Below are 18,108 nucleotides of genomic sequence, written 5' to 3' on the forward strand. Positions count from 1 at the left end.
TGAAGCAAAAGGCCGCACAGTCTGCGGCCTTGGTTATTGGAGGATGTGATGTCAGGCTAAGCTAAGGTCAAACGTTCGTGACTGACCCGGTCTGAAAGCGCCTGTGATCCCGTTCGTATTCCCCTCACCTTTCTGGAGACACTCCTTCATGTCCGTTTCGTTACATGCCGCTATCGGCCTACTCATCGATAACGTCACGTCGCAAGAGGTGGTTTCTGAGGGGTTGAACAGGCGGAGAATGAGTGACTCGCGGTCTTCTGCCTTTTTCAGCGCACTCAGGACGCAACCTGTGGGCGACAGGGTCAACAAGCTGTAGCCCTCCGGCGTGGTGAACGCCGCACGGTTAAGTTTCATCGCATCCCAGGGGATTTTATTGTAGCAATGCACCGGCGTAAGCCATGCCTTCGCCTGCTGAGCGACGCCGGCGCTTTCCGGTGTGCCGCTAAAACTGAAGAGGCTAAAGCGGCAGTCCAGTTTGCCCCGCACCTGTGAGTCCGGCACCGGCATCTTGATCCCAGAAGGCCGTCCCGGGCGCAGCAGTAAATCCTCCTTGCCGAGTACCCCTACGCCGCGCAGCAGCGTCAGGGCGAAGGCTTTGGTATCGTCACCCACGATTTCGAATTCCCGTAGCCCCTCGGTAAAGAGCGCCATGCCATTACGCTGCGCCTGAAGGACGGCGTAATGCAGCATATTCCAGACCGGCAGCGGCGCCTCTTTCCATCCCTCCGCCTGCCAGTTGGCCATAGCGGCATCCTGCACAGGGCGGGTCAGCGAGCCAAACTGCGTGTCAGCCAGCACCTCTTGCGTGGTAAACGGCGTGGGGATCAGTACGCGGACACGGTGATCGTCAGCCTGGTTATCCAGGCGAACCGCCACATCAATCCGCCTGCTGTTGTGGCTGAGCGTGATCTCAACTTCAGCCGTGAGCGAGCCGCTTCGCTGGCGTGCAGAGCGCTCGGCCAGGTTTGCCGGTACCGACAGTTGATGCCGGATCACCGCCCTGCTCTGCCAGCCCTCATGCGTCACCTCAACGTCATGCTTGCCCTGCGCCGATGTGAGTCGCCACTCTTCACGAGAGGGAGAGTAATCGTACTCATCCCCGTCATCGGAACTCTCTTCGATCTCCAGCGCGCGATCATAAACCAGCCCGGATTCTTTATCCCGCAGGCGCAGCGTCCCGTCGTCATTGATATCGATCTGCCAGAACGCATTTTCCAGCAGCGCCTGGGTCGCGTTCTGCGCAGGGCGCACGCTCCCGGCAACATGGGGTTCAATAAAGAACGTGCGATACCCCATTGACGGGAGGATCTGGCTGAGCTGGATGTCAAACTCCATAAACGGGTCGTAGTTGCCGTAATGGACGATTTGCCGGTCGATGAGACCCGGATCGATTTCGCGTGCGCTGCGAAGGAAATAAGGGATGTCGTTGCCTTTATCATCCACAATACGGAACTGACGGGCGCGCAAGCGGATAGTGGTGTTAATGACCTCCTCTCGCGGCCAGGGCATCAGATTGAACATCACCAGCTTGTCCTGATCGCGTTGCGGCATGTTATCGACGATTTTGCGCATATAAAACCGCGTCAGGTTGTCGGCCATGTCTTCGGCCAGCGCGAACCGGGCGACAATTTCGCGATGGACCTTATCGCTACAGCAGCACCCGATGCTGTCATGAGCATGGTTTTTGAGGATCTCCTTCCACATTTTCTCCAGCAAGCCGTGGTGATACTCAAATCCCAGGCTCCAGGCGAGCGTCGCCAGCGGCTCAAGAATATTAATGATTTTATTCTCAATCCGGGCATGGGCGATTTTGATGTCCATCCGCGTGGAGCCGATAGTCCGGTGTACGCGCATGTATTTCCCGTCGATAAACTCACCCTTCAGGGTTGCCAGTTGGTCACGATGGGCATCAATGCGATCGAAAACTTCCTCAAACCGGCTCATCACAAATTCACGCTGCGGGTAGATCTCACGCAGTTTATCCATCACCGCAAAAATATTCTGCTGGAGCGGCATCTGGTCGTGGCCGTTAGGCAGTAAAATCTCTTTGGTGACCGAGGCCTTCTCCAGCACGTCGAAGTAGCTGTCGAGACGTTTTCGCAGTCCGGCTTCGTCCTCCGGTAAGTACTTACCAATCGCGTAGCCCAGCGGCAGCACCTGCGCCGTGACTTCGCTGCCGTCCGTGCTCTGCCAGAGAAATTCGGTTTTATCGGTGCCGTGACGTTCCGAGCACCCTCGCCAGAACAGGGTCCGGGTGATACCAAATCCGTTATAAATGTGCGGCAGTTGCGCTGACATCCCAAACGAATCCGGCAGATAGCCAATTTTCATCGGCTCACCAAAGGCCATGCAGTCGCGAATGCCGTACATCAGGTTACGCACAATCGACTCGGCAGAGACGAGGGTGGTATCCGTTTGGGTATACCACGGGCCGATAATCAGCTTACCCGCCTGTACCAGCGCCCTTACCCGAGGGCGGTTTTCCGGCTTCACCGCGAAGTAGTCTTCCAGTACCGCGGTCTGGCCGTCGAGGACGTAATATTTCCAGGCATCGTCCTGCTCGAGACGCGTCAGGATCTCCTCCATATTATTGACCAGAAGAATGCGTGACTCTTCCGTGGTGAAGTACCACTCACGGTCCCAGTGCATGTGCGGCGTGATGTGAACACGAGATACAGCTTTCATCTTCGTTTCCTGTTTATGCGTGGTTATGACGTGACGTCTTCAACGGTGTAGTGACCCTTTTTCACTGCCTGGCGTCGCCAGAGCAGCAACACAACGGTCGAGATAGCGGTGCCCACCAGCGCTGCGCCAAACCAGCCTGCCGCAGCCATCACGCCGCCCAGTCCGGCAGGGTGCAGTAGAAAGAGGGAGAAAATGCCCGCTCCCGGCGTAGATAACCCCACACCCATCGCCCCGACAATGGCCCCCGTTGCCATTGAGCCAAGAACAAACGAGCCAATCACCCGCAGCGGATCTTCTATCGCCATCGGGATAGCCCCTTCGGTAATCCCCGCCAGCCCGAGCAGCCAGGTGGATTTACCGGTTTCAATTTCAAAGGGTTTAAAGAGTGAGGGAGCTAACACCGTGGAAGCCGTCACGGTGAAAGCCGAGACCATTTTGACCGAGGCAAAAATGGCGTAAGGCCCATAGACGCCGTTAGCCATCGCCCCGAGACAGAACGCATAGGCTGCTTTATTGACCGGGCCGCCTAAATCAAAGGAACACATAAAGCCGAGAAGCGTGCCCAGCAACAGGGCATTTGCCCCGGACAGGCCGTTAAGCCAGGCCGTCAGCGAGTTGTTGATCCACGCCACCGGCTCGCCAATCACAAACAGCATCAGGCTGCCCGCGCCCAGCACGCCGATAACCGGATAGAGGTAATAGGTTAAAAAACCGTTGTAGCGGTTACCAAGGCGAATGTGCTGTTTCACCCAGCGCATCAGGTAGCCGGCGATCAGACCGCCCGCGACGGCCCCCAGAAAGCCGGAGCCGATCATGTTGGCGGCAAGACCGGCAGCAAACCCCGGTGCCAGAGCTGGTTTATCGGCCAGCGAAAAGGCGGTGTAGGCGGCAAGCACCGGGACCATCAAAATCCCGAGCATGCCGCCGCCGAGCTTGCGATACATCCACAGCCATGAGTTTTCCTGATCGAACAGATGCTGCAAGCCAAGCATTTGTGCCAGCAGCACCGCCACGGCCAGCACCGTTCCTCCGGCAACAATCAGAGGCACAGCAAACGAGATACCGCTGAGAAGCGCCTGCTTCAGCTCGGTCTTAACGCTCTTTTTTTCTGCCTGGACAGCCTGCGCAGCAGACGAAGATGACAAGGCCAGCGCGCGCTCGATTAACGCTTCGGCATGGCGCAGCGGTTCTGCCACCGGCACGGAAATAGCCGGAATGCCGTTGAATCGTTCGCTCTCCTTGACCGCCACTTCCGTCGCAAAAATACAGGCTTGCGCTTCCCGCAGTTGCTGCGCGGTAATCCGCCCCTCTATGCCGTTCGCCCCCTGCTTCTCTACCACCACATTAATGCCGAGCTTACGCCCTGCTTTTTCAAGATATTCCGCGGCCATATAGGTATGCGCGATGCCTGCCGGGCATGCAGTTACGCACACGATGGTCGGCGCATTCACCGGCGCGGCGCGCTCATCGTCCTGCGGCGCATCTTCGAGGGCGGCAATCACCGCGACCGCCGTCTTTGCTGCCATCACCCGTTCCCGAAGGGCATCATCCGCGAGGCGGGAGGTGAGCTCGGTTAAAAGCTGTATATGCGTGGATCCTGCCTGCGCAGGCGGGATGGCGAGCAGGAAAACCAGCTCAACCTGTTCAGGGCCGTCCACCCCTTCCCACTCCAGCGGTTCACTTAACGTTGCGACGGCAAAAGCGGCCTCTTTCACCGCGGACGATTTACCGTGGGGAACGGCCAGCCCTTCGCCCAGGGCGGTGGGGCCAAGCGATTCACGGTGGAAAACTTCCGCTAAAAAGGCATCGCCATCGGTGATCTTGCCCAGCGCCACCAGCTGCACCGTGAGCTGGTGTATGGCTTCATCGCGGCTGGCAAAGCGCTTTTGCACGCAGATTGCCTCGGGATGGGTCAGGGTCGTCAGGTCCATAAAGATCCTCACACTCATGTTGTCATTGTTGAGGATCGATTGTGGCAGACATAACAATACATTTATGTGATCATTTTCACTAACCCTGATAATTTGTATTTAAGTTGTATTATTTACAATTTTTTGCCGGAAGGCATAATTCCTTGAAAAGGTATTGATTGGATCAATCAGAATGGGCACTAAACCGATGTACCGGCAGATAGCGGACGCGCTGCGTGAAAAAATCGCCAGCGGTGAGCTGAAGCCAGGCGATGCGCTACCGACGGAGTCAGCTCTCCAGCAGACCTTTGGCGTCAGCCGGGTTACGGTCCGGCAGGCCCTGAAGCTCCTCACCGAAGAGCACATCATCGAAAGCATTCAGGGCAGCGGTTCGTATGTGAAAGAGGAGCGCGTCAATTACGATATCTACCAGCTCACGGGCTTTTACGAGAAACTGGCCGACAGAAACATTGCCACGCACAGCGACGTCAAAATTTTTGAGGTGATAAAAGCCGATGCGTTGCTGGCCCAGAAACTGGATCTGATGCCTGAAGAGAAAGTCTGGCACGTCAAACGCGTGCGCTTTATCAAACATAAACCGGTGAATCTCGAAGAAACCTGGATGCCGCTGGCGCTGTTTGCCGATCTGACCTGGGAGGTGATGGAAAACTCCAAATACCACTATATCGAGCAGGTCAAAAAGATGGTGATCGATCGCAGCGAGCAGGAACTTGTTCCGATAATGCCATCTCAGGAGGCAATCGCCGCCCTGGCGCTCGATCCGGCAAAACCAATACTTGAAAAAGTGTCTCGCGGATTTCTTAAAGACGGCAGGGTCTTTGAGTACAGCCGCAACGTATTCAACAGCGATGACTACAAATTCACCCTGGTAGCAAAACGCAGGCAATAAAAAAGGCCGCTTTTCAGCGGCCAACCATGTCGAAACGGACATTTTGTTATATCAAGCTCCCCATTCAGAGAGCAGAGAGGATTTACTTAATGATGGATTTCAGTGCTTCACCGATATCCGCCAGGCTGCGAACGGTCTTCACGCCTGCGGCTTCCAGTGCTGCGAATTTCTCGTCTGCGGTCCCTTTACCGCCGGCGATAATCGCCCCTGCGTGACCCATACGCTTGCCTTTCGGCGCAGTCACACCCGCGATATAGCCCACAACCGGTTTGGTCACGTTTTCTTTAATGTAAGCAGCCGCTTCTTCTTCCGCGCTTCCGCCGATCTCGCCGATCATCACGATCGCTTCGGTCTGCGGATCTTCCTGGAACAGCTTCAGGATGTCGATGAAGTTAGAGCCAGGGATCGGGTCACCGCCGATGCCCACGCAGGTGGACTGGCCGAAACCGTAGTCGGTGGTCTGCTTAACGGCTTCATAAGTCAGGGTACCAGAGCGGGAAACGATGCCCACTTTGCCCGGCTTGTGAATGTGGCCTGGCATGATGCCGATTTTGCACTCGCCCGGGGTGATGACGCCTGGGCAGTTCGGGCCAATCATACGCACGCCCGCTTCATCCAGCTTGACCTTCACGGTCAGCATATCCAGCGTCGGGATACCTTCGGTGATGGTGATAATCAGCTTGATACCCGCATCGATCGCTTCCAGGATGGAGTCTTTGCAGAACGGTGCCGGAACGTAGATCACGGTCGCGGTCGCGCCCGTCGCTTCTACCGCTTCGCGCACGGTATTAAATACCGGCAGGCCCAGGTGCGTGGTGCCGCCTTTACCTGGCGTCACGCCGCCAACCATCTGCGTACCGTAGGCAATCGCCTGTTCGGAGTGGAAAGTCCCCTGGCTACCGGTGAAGCCCTGGCAGATAACCTTGGTATCTTTATTAATTAAAACTGACATTATTTCCCCTCCACTGCGGCAACAACCTGCTGAGCTGCATCCGTCAGACTTTTCGCTGCAATAATATTCAGGCCGCTGTCAGCCAGTTTTTTCGCGCCGAGTTCAGCGTTGTTACCTTCCAGACGCACAACCACTGGCACGTTAACACCCACTTCTTCCACCGCACCGATAATGCCGTCGGCAATCAGGTCGCAGCGAACAATACCGCCGAAGATGTTCACCAGAACGGCCTTCACGTTGTCGTCAGAGAGGATGATTTTGAACGCTTCGGTCACGCGCTCTTTGGTTGCGCCACCGCCCACGTCGAGGAAGTTTGCCGGTTCGCCACCGTGCAGCTTAACGATGTCCATGGTGCCCATTGCCAGGCCCGCACCGTTAACCATGCAGCCGATGTTGCCATCCAGCGCCACGTAGTTCAGTTCCCACTGTGCAGCCTGCGCTTCACGCGGATCTTCCTGAGACTGGTCGCGCATTTCGCGCAGATCGGCCTGGCGGAACAGCGCGTTGCCGTCTGCACCCAGCTTGCCGTCGAGGCAGATCAGATCGCCCTGCGTGGTGATCACCAGCGGGTTGATTTCGATCAGCGCCAGGTCGCGCTCGAGGAAGATATTCGCCAGACCCATGAAGATCTTGGTGAACTGCTGAACCAGCTTGCCTTCCAGACCCAGTTTGAACGCCAGCTCACGTCCCTGGTAAGGCATAGGGCCTGCCAGCGGATCGATAGCCACTTTGTGGATCAGGTGCGGAGTCTCTTCCGCCACTTTTTCGATTTCCACGCCGCCTTCGGTAGACGCCATGAACACCACGCGACGGGAGCTACGGTCAACAACCGCGCCCAGGTACAGCTCTTTTGCGATATCGGTCGCAGCTTCAACCAGGATCTGGTTTACCGGCTGGCCGTTGGCATCCGTTTGGTACGTCACCAGACGCTTGCCCAGCCAGTGTTCAGCGAACGCGCGGATCTCTTCTTTGCTCTTAACAACCTTCACACCGCCCGCTTTACCACGGCCACCAGCGTGAACCTGACATTTAACTACCCACGGGCCAGCGCCAATTTTGGAAGCGGCTTCTTCTGCTTCACGCGGAGTAGTACAGGCATAACCCACCGGAGCCGGTAAGCCATACCGGGCAAACAGCTGTTTGGCCTGATATTCATGTAAGTTCATGTGTTCTATCCATCCTTCAGGGTAATCGTTATCTTTTAACCTGTAGACCGGCGCGTTCTGAGCGCCACATGGCGCTACGCTTATCCGGCCTACAGGGCAGGTGATGCAAAACTACTACACGTCCAGCAGCAGACGCGTTGGGTCTTCCAGCAGCTCTTTAATGGCGACCAGGAAGCCCACGGACTCGCGACCGTCGATCAGACGGTGATCGTAAGAGAGTGCCAGGTACATCATCGGCAGGATCTCAACTTTACCGTCTACCGCCATAGGACGATCTTTGATGGCATGCATGCCGAGGATCGCGCTCTGTGGCGGGTTAATGATTGGAGTGGACATCAGCGAACCAAATACGCCGCCGTTGGTAATGGTGAAGTTACCGCCGGTCAGGTCGTCGACGGTCAGCTTGCCGTCACGACCTTTCACTGCCAGCTCTTTGATTTTCTTTTCGATGTCTGCCATGCCCAGGGTGTCTACGTCGCGCAGAACCGGCGTGACCAGACCACGCGGGGTCGATACCGCCATGCTGACGTCGAAGTAGTTGTGGTAAACCACGTCGTCGCCGTCGATGGAGGCATTCACTTCCGGGTAGCGTTTCAGCGCTTCAACCACCGCCTTCACGTAGAAGGACATAAAGCCCAGACGGATACCGTGACGTTTTTCAAACGCGTCACCGTACTGCTTACGCAGGTCCATGATGGGCTTCATGTTCACTTCGTTGAAGGTGGTCAGCATCGCGGTAGAGTTTTTCGCTTCCAGCAGACGCTCGGCCACACGCTTACGCAGGCGGGTCATCGGCACGCGTTTTTCACTACGGGCACCCAGAGCAGGCTGTGCTGCTGGTGCAGCCGCAGGCGCTTTCGCTTCTGCTTTCGCTTCAGAAGGCGCTTTCGCCAGATGCTTCTCAACGTCTTCACGGGTCAGTCGACCACCCACGCCGGTGCCTTTGATGGCGGACGCGTCGAGAGTGTGCTCGGCCAGCAGACGACGGATCGCCGGGCTGAGCGCGTCGTTAGACTGCTCTTCCAGAGAAGCCTGCTGACGCTGCGCCGGGGTAGAGGCTTTCTCTTCCGTTTTGGCGCTCGACTCTTTGCCCGCGCTGTTGCCTTCACGCAGGCGACCGAGGATCTGGCGAGAGGTGACGGTTGTACCTTCATCTTCCAGCACTGCGTCCAGGATGCCATCCGCCGATGCCGGTACTTCCAGTACCACTTTGTCAGTTTCGATTTCTACCAGCACTTCATCACGCTTAACGCTATCGCCCGGTTTTTTATGCCAGGTGGCAACAGTCGCATCTGCTACGGATTCAGGCAGGTCGGGAACAAGAATATCTACGCTACTCATTATGTATCCTTTAATTAATCGACGTTCAGCGCGTCATTGACCAGATCTTGTTGCTGCTTCTGGTGAACGGACATATACCCTACCGCCGGAGAGGCGGAGGCCGGGCGACCTGCGTAACGCAGGGCAGACCCAAATGGAATCACTTCACGGAAATGATGCTGGCTGCAGTACCATGCGCCCTGGTTGAGCGGCTCTTCCTGGCACCAGACAAAATCATGGACGTGAGCATACTGTTTCAGCACTTCCTGCATCGCCTGATGCGGGAACGGATAAAGCTGTTCGATACGCACGATGGCGACATCTTTCTGATCGTTCTTGCGGCGCTGTTCCAGCAGGTCGTAATAAACCTTACCAGAACACATCACAACGCGCTTCACGCCCTTCGGATCCAGTTCGTCAATTTCACCGATGGCCGGCAGGAAGGTGCCGTTCGCCAGTTCGTCGAGGCTGGACACCGCCAGCGGATGACGCAGCAGCGATTTCGGCGACATCACCACCAGTGGACGGCGCATACCGCGCAGCGCCTGACGACGCAGCATGTGGTAAACCTGAGCCGGGGTCGATGGTACGCAGACCTGCATGTTCTGCTCGGCGCAGAGCTGCAGATAACGCTCCAGACGCGCGGAGGAGTGCTCCGGTCCCTGCCCTTCGTAACCGTGTGGCAGCAGCATCACCAGGCCACACATACGGCCCCACTTCTGTTCGCCAGAAGAGATGAACTGGTCGATAACCACCTGCGCACCGTTGGCGAAGTCACCGAACTGCGCTTCCCAGATGGTCAGGGTGCGAGGTTCTGCGGTCGCGTAACCGTACTCGAATGCCAGAACCGCTTCTTCAGACAGCACGGAGTCCCAGACCCGGAACGGGCCCTGACCGTTATGCACGTGCTGCAGCGGGGTATAGGTTGAACCGTTGGTCTGGTTATGCACAACCGCATGACGGTGGAAGAAGGTACCGCGACCCGCATCCTCACCGGAGAGACGAACAGGGATCCCCTCGTCAACCAGCGTGGCATAGGCCAGCGTTTCCGCCCCGCCCCAGTCGAACAGCTTCTCACCTGCCGCCATAGACTGGCGATCGCCATAGATTTTTGCCACGCGAGACTGCATCTCGATAGCGTCAGGCACGGTGCTGATGCGTTTAGCCAGCTCCTGCAGGCGCTTCATCTCGACCTTGTTCGGGTAGCTCTCATCCCACTCGTGGTTGAGGTACGGCGACCAGGTAAAGGAGTGCATGTTCATCGGACGCAGCTCTTTCACAACGCATTCACCCGCATCCAGCGCGTCACGGTAAAGATTGACCAGCTCGGTCGCATCTTCCAGCGTCGCCACTTTTTCGGCTTCAAGCCGGTCGGCATAGATTTTGCGCGGCGTCGGGTGTTTTTTGATTTTCTGGTACATCAACGGCTGGGTTGCGCTTGGCTCGTCAGCTTCGTTGTGGCCGTGACGGCGATAGCAGAACAGGTCGATCAGCACGTCGCGTTTGAAGGTATTACGGTAATCCAGCGCCAGACGGGTGACGAAGGCCACTGCTTCCGGATCGTCCGCGTTGACGTGGAAGATTGGCGCCTGCACCATCTTACCGATGTCGGTACAGTACGGCGTAGAACGCGCATCCAGCGGGTTAGAGGTAGTGAAGCCCACCTGGTTATTGATCACGATGCGAACGGTACCGCCCACTTCGTAACCCCGCGCTTTGGACATGTTCAGGGTCTCCTGCACCACGCCCTGACCGGTAATCGCCGCATCACCGTGAATGGTAATCGGCAGCACTTTATTGCTGCTCGGCTCGTCAAGACGATCCAGACGCGCGCGCACTGAACCAATGACGACCGGGCTTACGATTTCGAGGTGCGACGGGTTAAACGCCAGCGCCAGGTGAACCTGACCGCCTTCGGTTTCGATATCTGACGAGAAGCCCATGTGGTACTTCACGTCACCGGTGCCGAGATGTTCTTTGTGTTTACCCGCAAATTCGTCGAACAGGTCCTGAGGCTTTTTGCCCAGCACGTTGACCAGCACGTTCAGACGACCACGGTGCGCCATGCCCAGCACCACTTCACGGGTGCCGCTCTTGCCCGCATGGCGGATCAGCTCTTTGAGCATCGGGACTAACGCATCGCCGCCTTCCAGCGAGAAGCGTTTTGCGCCCGGGAATTTCGCGCCCAGATAGCGCTCAAGCCCTTCTGCTGCGGTCAACTCACCCAGGAAGCGCTTTTTCTCTTCATGAGAGAAGGTGGCGTGCCCCGCCACGGATTCGATACGCTGCTGGATCCAGCGCTTCTCTTCGGTGGAGGTAATGTGCATATATTCCGCGCCGATGGAGCCGCAGTAAGTCTGCTTGAGCGCGTCAATCAACTCGCCCAGCTTCATCGTGTCTTTGCCGATGGCAAACGAACCTACGTTAAAGGTTTCCTGGAAATCGGCCTCGGTCAGATCGTGGAAGGCCGGATCGAGATCCGCCACACGTTCTTGCTGCCACAGTCCCAGCGGATCGAGATTCGCATGCTGGTGACCACGGAAGCGATAAGCGTTAATAAGCTGCAGGACTTTAACCTGCTTCGCATTGGTGTCAGGGTCGGAAATCGCAGAAGAGTAACGTGAGGCATCCTTCGCCAGACGACGGAAATAATCACGTGTTTTGGAATGGAATTGATCCGGTTTGACCCCTGTACCAGGCAACTGCTGGAACATGGAACGCCAGTTTGCGTCCACTGAGTCAGGATCGGTTAAGAAGTCTTCATAGAGCTGTTCTATCCAGCTCTGGTTTGCACCAGAGAGGTAAGAAGAGTCCAGCCAGGCTTTCATTGCGCCGTTCTGCATCGTGATCCCTTAAGCATTTTATGCTTACTTTCGCCGTAGAAACTACCACGTACAACACGTACGTGCCGGGGTTCACCTGCGAGCTCTTTCTGGCCCGCGAAGGAACCTTTAGAAACTGTCTTAAGGGTTTCCCCTCACCCCGCCCCTCTCCCACAGGAGAGGGGGAATGTCGTCGGCAGTTTTTAAAGATTTCCTGCAATCTATTCCCTCTCCCTTGGGGAGAGGGTTAGGGTGAGGGGAACAGCGCCCCCTCTTATGACTTACGCACTGCGCTGCAGCAGCATCGACTTAATATGGCCGATGGCGCGCGTCGGGTTCAGCCCCTTAGGACACACACTGACGCAGTTCATGATGCTATGGCAGCGGAATACGCTGAAAGCGTCACTTAATCCTTCCAGACGGTTGTCGGTTTCGGTGTCGCGGCTATCGATCAGGAAGCGATAGGCAGCCAGCAGACCGGCCGGGCCGATAAATTTGTCCGGGTTCCACCAGAACGATGGGCACGACGTTGAGCAACATGCACAGAGAATACACTCATACAATCCATCGAGTTTTTCACGCTGCTCGGGTGACTGTAAGTGCTCACGAGCAGGAGGATTTTGCCCATTATTCAACAAGTAAGGCTTAATCTTCTCATATTGTGCATAGAATTGCCCCATGTCTACCACCAAATCGCGCACGACCGGCAGGCCTGGCAGAGGACGGATAACAATTTTCTGACCAGGACGCTGCAACGCTGAAATTGGCGTAATACAGGCCAGGCCATTTTTTCCGTTCATGTTCACGCCATCAGAGCCACACACCCCCTCACGGCAGGAACGGCGGAATGACAGTGTCGGATCTTTTTCTTTCAGCTGCATTAAGGCATCCAGCAGCATCATGTCACGACCTTCTTCCGCTTCCAGGGTGTAATCCTGCATACGCGGCGCATCGTCTACATCCGGGTTATAACGATAAACTGAGAATTCGAGTTTCATTGTCCTGTCTCCGCATTAATAAGTACGAATCTTCGGCGGGAACGCCGGACGCAGTTTCGGTTCCATGTTAACGCTACGACGCGTCATGGTTTCCGACTCTGGCAGATACAGGGAATGGCACAGCCAGTTTTCGTCATCACGATCCGGGAAGTCGAAGCGGCTATGCGCGCCACGGCTTTCGGTACGGAAGTTTGCCGACACCGCAGTGGCGTAGGCCGTTTCCATCAGGTTATCCAGCTCCAGACACTCAACGCGCTGGGTATTGAACTCGCTGGAGGTATCATCCAGACGGGCATTTTTCAGACGCTCGCGGATCGCTTTCAGCTGCTCAAGGCCTTTCGCCATCGCGTCGCCTTCACGGAATACCGAGAAGTTGTGCTGCATACATTCCTGCAGCGCTTTACGGATTTCCACCGGATCTTCGCCGTTACGGTTGCCGTTCCAGCGGTTGAGGCGCTCGAGGGAGGCATCGATTTCAGCGTCGGTGGCGTCAAGCAGGTCGCCCTGCTCGGCAATGGATTCCTGCAGATGCAGACCCACCGCACGGCCAAACACCACCAGGTCCAGCAGGGAGTTGCCGCCCAGACGGTTAGCGCCGTGTACCGATACGCAGGCGATTTCGCCGACGGCAAACAGGCCAGGGATCACCACGTCTTCGCCCTGCTCGTTCACGGTCAGCGCCTGACCGGTCACTTTGGTCGGAATGCCGCCCATCATGTAGTGGCAGGTTGGGATAACCGGGATAGGTTCTTTAACCGGGTCAACGTGGGCGAAGGTGCGGGACAGCTCCAGAATGCCCGGCAGGCGGGATTCCAGTACCTCTTTACCCAGGTGGTCGAGCTTCAGCTTCGCGTGTGGACCCCATGGGCCATCGCAGCCGCGGCCTTCGCGGATTTCGATCATGATGGAACGCGCCACCACGTCACGACCCGCCAGGTCTTTCGCATTCGGGGCATAACGCTCCATGAAGCGCTCGCCGTGTTTGTTCAGCAGGTAGCCACCTTCACCACGGCAGCCTTCCGTCACCAGAACCCCCGCGCCGGCGATACCGGTTGGGTGGAACTGCCACATCTCCATATCCTGCACCGGCACGCCCGCGCGGATAGCCATCCCCACGCCGTCACCGGTGTTGATGTGGGCGTTGGTGGTTGACTGATAAATACGCCCTGCACCACCGGTAGCCAGCACGGTTGCACGCGCTTTGAAGTAGACGACCTCACCGGTCTCGATGCACAGTGCGGTACAGCCCACGACTGCGCCATCGGCGTTTTTCACCAGATCCAGCGCATACCACTCAGAGAAGATGGTGGTGTGGTTTTTCAGGTTTTGCTGATACAGAGTGTGCAGCAGCGCGTGGCCGGTACGGTCCGCCGCCGCTGCGGTACGTGCCGCCTGCTCGCCGCCGAAATCTTTCGACTGGCCGCCAAACGGACGTTGATAGATGGTGCCATTTTCCAGACGGGAGAACGGCAGGCCCATGTGGTCCAGCTCCAGAATCGCTTCCGGGCCGGTTTTACACATATATTCGATGGCATCCTGGTCACCGATGTAGTCGGAACCTTTTACCGTGTCGTACATGTGCCATTCCCAGTTATCTTCATGGGTATTACCGAGCGCCACGGTGATACCACCCTGGGCTGATACGGTATGGGAACGGGTCGGGAACACTTTAGAGAGCAGCGCACAGGTCTGGCCGCTCTGGGAAATTTGCAGCGCTGCGCGCATACCTGCGCCACCAGCACCAATCACGACAGCATCAAATTCTCTGACTGGCAGTTTCATTACACACCCCACACCACAACGAATCCATAAATAACGTAAACCACCAGTGCAACGACAATTGCCAGCTGCAGAGGGAGGCGAATGGCCAGAGGTTTAACGTAATCGGTCAACACCTGCCACATGCCAATCCAGGCATGGATAAGGATGGAGAACAGCGCCAGCAGGGTAAACACTTTGGTGAAGGCCGATCCGAAGAAACCACTCCAGATCTCCCACGTCAGCGTGCCGCTGGTCGCGAAGAAACCGATCATATAGATGATGTAAAGCGTGAGGACGATGGCGGTAGCGCGGACCAGAATGAAGTCATGTACGCCGTTGCGTCCTAATGCGGAGGCGTTGCTTACCATACGAGAACTCCTGCAAGAATTGAAAGCACGACAGTCAATACAAATGAAATGTTAGCGGAGCGTTTCCCGGCCTCGAAGGTCTCTTCCAGATAGCCGAAATCCATCAGCATATGGCGTACGCCGCCTACGACGTGGTATGCCAGCGCGGTCAGAATGCCCCACATGATAAATTTCACGAAGAAGCTGTTCATAATGGCAGAGGCCTGGAGGAATCCTTCAGGAGACGAGAGGCTGGTTCCCAGTAGCCACAGCAAAATACCGACCGCCACAAACGTAATCACACCGGATACGCGGTGCAGAATGGACGCTATTGCTGTTACAGGGAATCGGATCGTTTTGAGATCCAGATTGACAGGTCTTTGTTTTTTCACGTTTCTTATCATGAATAACGCCCACATGCTGTTCTTATTGTTTCCTTCCTCCGGACTGCGATGCGGGTCAGACAGCGTTCCTTTTCTATAACTGCGCGTCATGCAAAACATTGCTTCCAAATGCTAAAACGACACGTTACAACGCTGGGTGGCTCGGGATTGCAGGGTGTTCCGGAGACCTGGCGGCAGTATAGGCCGTTCACAAAATCATTACAATTAACCTACATACAGTTTGTCGGGTTTTCTCTGGAACAGTGATCCGGGTCACGATAACAACATCTTTTTAATTTTTAATCATCTGATTTGACAAATGTTAAACAATATTGTTACAAACGTCATCAGAAAAGGCATATAATGCGCAAAAGTTATGAGGTCTCTCTTTCACCTGACAAATAGTTATGTAACAGTGTGATGGTATTGACCGAAGTTATCAGGACAGTTATTAGTGGTATACAGGTTTGAATAATTCGGACCGCTGAAACACTGATTTGCTGTTATTTCACTGATATTTCATTCGTTTACCTGCAAGGCGCCATAGCTCTGTACCCTGGTTATGCCTCGTGAGCTGAGCGGTAAGCCAAATAACAATCTGGTAACGGTGATTAACAGCTGAAGGCAAATCCGGTGAACAGCAGTCTTAAGCATAAGGCGCTAAGGAGACCGTAAATGGCTGATACAAAGGCAAAGCTCACCCTCGGGGGTGATACTGCTATTGAACTGGATGTGCTAAAAGGCACGCTCGGTCAGGATGTTATTGATATCCGTACGCTGGGTTCGAAAGGTGTTTTCACCTTTGACCCTGGATTTACCTCTACCGCATCTTGCGAATCCAAAATCACCTTCATTGACGGTGACGAAGGCATCCTGCTCCATCGCGGCTTCCCCATCGATCAGTTAGCCACCGAATCCAACTATCTGGAAGTGTGCTACATCCTGCTGAACGGCGAAAAGCCGACCCAGGCGGAATACGATGAATTCCGGACCACCGTTACCCGTCACACCATGATCCACGAGCAGATTACCCGTCTGTTCCATGCGTTCCGTCGTGACTCTCACCCGATGGCGGTGATGTGCGGGATCACCGGTGCGCTGGCCGCGTTCTATCACGATTCCCTCGACGTGAATAACCCACGTCACCGTGATATCGCCGCGTTCCGCCTGCTGTCCAAAATGCCGACCATGGCGGCGATGTGCTACAAATATTCTATCGGCCAGCCGTTTGTTTATCCGCGTAACGACCTCTCCTACGCCGGTAACTTCCTGCGCATGATGTTCTCCACGCCGTGCGAAGAGTACGAAGTGAACCCGGTGCTGGAACGCGCCATGGACCGTATTCTGATCCTGCACGCTGACCACGAACAGAACGCCTCTACCTCTACCGTCCGTACCGCAGGCTCTTCAGGCGCGAACCCGTTCGCCTGTATCGCAGCGGGTATCGCTTCCCTGTGGGGACCGGCGCACGGCGGCGCGAACGAAGCGGCGCTCAAGATGCTGGAAGAGATCAGCTCCGTTGAGCACATTCCTGAGTTCGTGCGTCGCGCGAAAGACAAGAATGACTCCTTCCGTCTGATGGGCTTCGGTCACCGTGTGTACAAAAACTACGACCCGCGCGCCACCGTGATGCGTGAAACCTGCCACGAAGTGCTGAAAGAGCTGGGTACCAAAGATGACCTGCTGGAAGTGGCGATGGAGCTGGAACACATCGCGCTGAACGACCCGTACTTCATCGAGAAGAAACTCTACCCGAACGTCGACTTCTACTCCGGTATCATCCTGAAAGCGATGGGTATTCCGTCTTCCATGTTCACCGTGATCTTCGCGATGGCGCGTACCGTAGGCTGGATTGCGCACTGGAACGAAATGCACAGCGAAGGCATGAAAATCGCCCGTCCTCGTCAGCTGTATACCGGCTACGAGCAGCGTGATTTTAAGTCTGATATTAAGCGCTAACAACGTTGGGTGCGGCCTGATGCCCTCACCCCGGCCCTCTCCCACAGGGAGAGGGTGAAAACATTAAAAACGGCAACTCTCGTTGCCGTTTTGCTTTTATCTCTGGCATCCCGGACACCAGTAAAACGGTCTGGACGAGAGCGTTGTCTTTTCAATTATCCCGCCGCAGCGTTCGCACTTTTTCCCCGCCCGATGAAACACCCTGAACCGGAACAGCGCCCCGTGGTGCTTTTTATCATCCACAATGCCACGCGTGTTGTAGGACAGGCGCGGTATCTCCAGCAGCGCGTGGGACAGGGCGTCCAACTGCGCGTCGCTCAGCTGTGAGGCTTTATGCTGCGCCGCCAGCCCAACGTCCCACAGAATTTCCACCCGCAGATAATTTCCTAACCCCGCCAGAAACGCCTGATCGAGGAATAAGCCGGAGAACTGCCGGTTGCGGAATTTGGGCGATAACAGCCGGGCTTTCACGTCGCTGGCCGTCAGGCGCATATCCAGCACGTCCGGCCCCACGCGTTGCAGGAACGGGTGCGTAAGCAACTGCTCCGGCGTTAACATGTCGATATCCGACGCGCTGTAAAGCAGAACGGCTTTATCTGCCGTTTGCAGCCTGACGCGCAGCACGCGGGTGGTTTCAGGCTGTTCGTCGGCATTCACCACGCGCCATACGCCGTATAGCTGGTTATGGCTATATAACGTCAGGTTATGGGAGAAATGCGTCAGCAATGCTTTGCCGCGCGTGTCGATGTGGGTCACCGTCTGGCCCACCAGCATTGATTCATATTTTTTGAGTTGCGGAAAAGCAAACCAGACACGGGTCAGGGGTTTGCCTTTTATCGCCGCCTCCAGGTTATCCGCCGCGCGGCGGATCTCCGGACCTTCTGGCATGGTGTTG

General features: G+C 56.0%; 13 protein-coding genes and 1 pseudogene. 3 read left to right on the plus strand and 11 right to left on the minus strand.

Going from position 1 to position 18,108, the window contains the following annotated elements; genetic code table 11:
• Positions 1–51 precede the first annotated feature (51 nt).
• Both mngB and mngA read right to left on the minus strand, forming a co-directional pair.
• Positions 52–2,685 carry a mannosylglycerate hydrolase gene (gene mngB, locus FFS28_RS06080; RefSeq protein WP_137849051.1) on the minus strand — a complete coding sequence of 878 codons (2,634 nt, stop codon included), beginning with the start codon at positions 2,683–2,685 and terminating at the stop codon, positions 52–54.
• A 23-nt stretch (positions 2,686–2,708) separates the two neighbouring features.
• On the minus strand, positions 2,709–4,616 hold the full coding sequence (gene mngA, locus FFS28_RS06085) for a PTS 2-O-a-mannosyl-D-glycerate transporter subunit IIABC (protein WP_137849052.1): 1,908 nt from the start codon (positions 4,614–4,616) through the stop codon (positions 2,709–2,711).
• A gap of 172 nt (positions 4,617–4,788) precedes the next feature.
• Here mngA and FFS28_RS06090 point away from each other — a divergent pair, with 172 nt between their 5' ends.
• A complete protein-coding gene (locus tag FFS28_RS06090) occupies positions 4,789–5,505 on the plus strand; it encodes a GntR family transcriptional regulator (RefSeq protein WP_137849053.1) in 717 nt (238 codons plus the stop codon).
• Between the two features lie 82 nt (positions 5,506–5,587).
• Here the strand turns inward: FFS28_RS06090 and sucD are convergent, their stop codons facing one another.
• The 8 genes from sucD to sdhC all read right to left on the minus strand — a co-directional run bounded on the left by sucD (position 5,588) and on the right by sdhC (position 15,290).
• Positions 5,588–6,457 carry a succinate--CoA ligase subunit alpha gene (gene sucD, locus FFS28_RS06095; protein ID WP_006177198.1) on the minus strand — a complete coding sequence of 290 codons (870 nt, stop codon included), beginning with the start codon at positions 6,455–6,457 and terminating at the stop codon, positions 5,588–5,590.
• The gene (gene sucC, locus FFS28_RS06100) at positions 6,457–7,623 is read right to left on the minus strand and encodes an ADP-forming succinate--CoA ligase subunit beta (protein ID WP_058610549.1); all 1,167 of its coding nucleotides are present in this window, start codon (positions 7,621–7,623) and stop codon (positions 6,457–6,459) included. Before sucC ends, sucD begins: the two co-directional genes overlap by 1 nt.
• A gap of 114 nt (positions 7,624–7,737) precedes the next feature.
• Positions 7,738–8,964 (minus strand): 2-oxoglutarate dehydrogenase complex dihydrolipoyllysine-residue succinyltransferase, encoded by a 1,227-nt coding sequence (gene odhB, locus FFS28_RS06105; RefSeq protein WP_006177196.1) that lies wholly within the window; start codon positions 8,962–8,964, stop codon positions 7,738–7,740.
• A gap of 14 nt (positions 8,965–8,978) precedes the next feature.
• A complete protein-coding gene (gene sucA, locus FFS28_RS06110; RefSeq protein WP_137849054.1) occupies positions 8,979–11,786 on the minus strand; it encodes a 2-oxoglutarate dehydrogenase E1 component in 2,808 nt (935 codons plus the stop codon).
• A 260-nt stretch (positions 11,787–12,046) separates the two neighbouring features.
• Entirely contained in the window at positions 12,047–12,763 is a 717-nt protein-coding gene (gene sdhB / locus FFS28_RS06115) for a succinate dehydrogenase iron-sulfur subunit SdhB (RefSeq protein ID WP_010428707.1), read from the minus strand.
• A 15-nt stretch (positions 12,764–12,778) separates the two neighbouring features.
• Positions 12,779–14,545: a succinate dehydrogenase flavoprotein subunit gene (sdhA, locus tag FFS28_RS06120; RefSeq protein ID WP_006177193.1), complete on the minus strand. Its 1,767-nt coding sequence runs from the start codon at positions 14,543–14,545 to the stop codon at positions 12,779–12,781.
• Entirely contained in the window at positions 14,545–14,892 is a 348-nt protein-coding gene (gene sdhD / locus FFS28_RS06125; protein ID WP_008501088.1) for a succinate dehydrogenase membrane anchor subunit, read from the minus strand. The genes sdhA and sdhD overlap by 1 nt, the downstream gene beginning before the upstream one ends.
• On the minus strand, positions 14,886–15,290 hold the full coding sequence (gene sdhC / locus FFS28_RS06130; protein WP_006177191.1) for a succinate dehydrogenase cytochrome b556 subunit: 405 nt from the start codon (positions 15,288–15,290) through the stop codon (positions 14,886–14,888). The genes sdhD and sdhC overlap by 7 nt, the downstream gene beginning before the upstream one ends.
• A 372-nt stretch (positions 15,291–15,662) precedes the next feature.
• Between sdhC and FFS28_RS21940 the strand changes: the two are divergent.
• Positions 15,663–15,725, plus strand: a pseudogene (locus FFS28_RS21940) (hypothetical protein); the annotation flags it as partial.
• A gap of 204 nt (positions 15,726–15,929) precedes the next feature.
• Complete coding sequence (locus tag FFS28_RS06135; protein ID WP_006177190.1) at positions 15,930–17,213, plus strand: citrate synthase; 1,284 nt, start codon at positions 15,930–15,932, stop codon at positions 17,211–17,213.
• 96 nt (positions 17,214–17,309) lie between these two features.
• Here FFS28_RS06135 and nei read toward each other — a convergent pair whose 3' ends face one another.
• Positions 17,310–18,101, minus strand: coding sequence for an endonuclease VIII (gene nei, locus FFS28_RS06140; protein ID WP_137849055.1), 792 nt, complete (start codon positions 18,099–18,101; stop codon positions 17,310–17,312).
• Positions 18,102–18,108 lie beyond the last annotated feature (7 nt).

Source organism: Enterobacter sp. 2VL, assembly GCF_005503595.1.
Taxonomy (GTDB): domain Bacteria; phylum Pseudomonadota; class Gammaproteobacteria; order Enterobacterales; family Enterobacteriaceae; genus Enterobacter; species Enterobacter cancerogenus.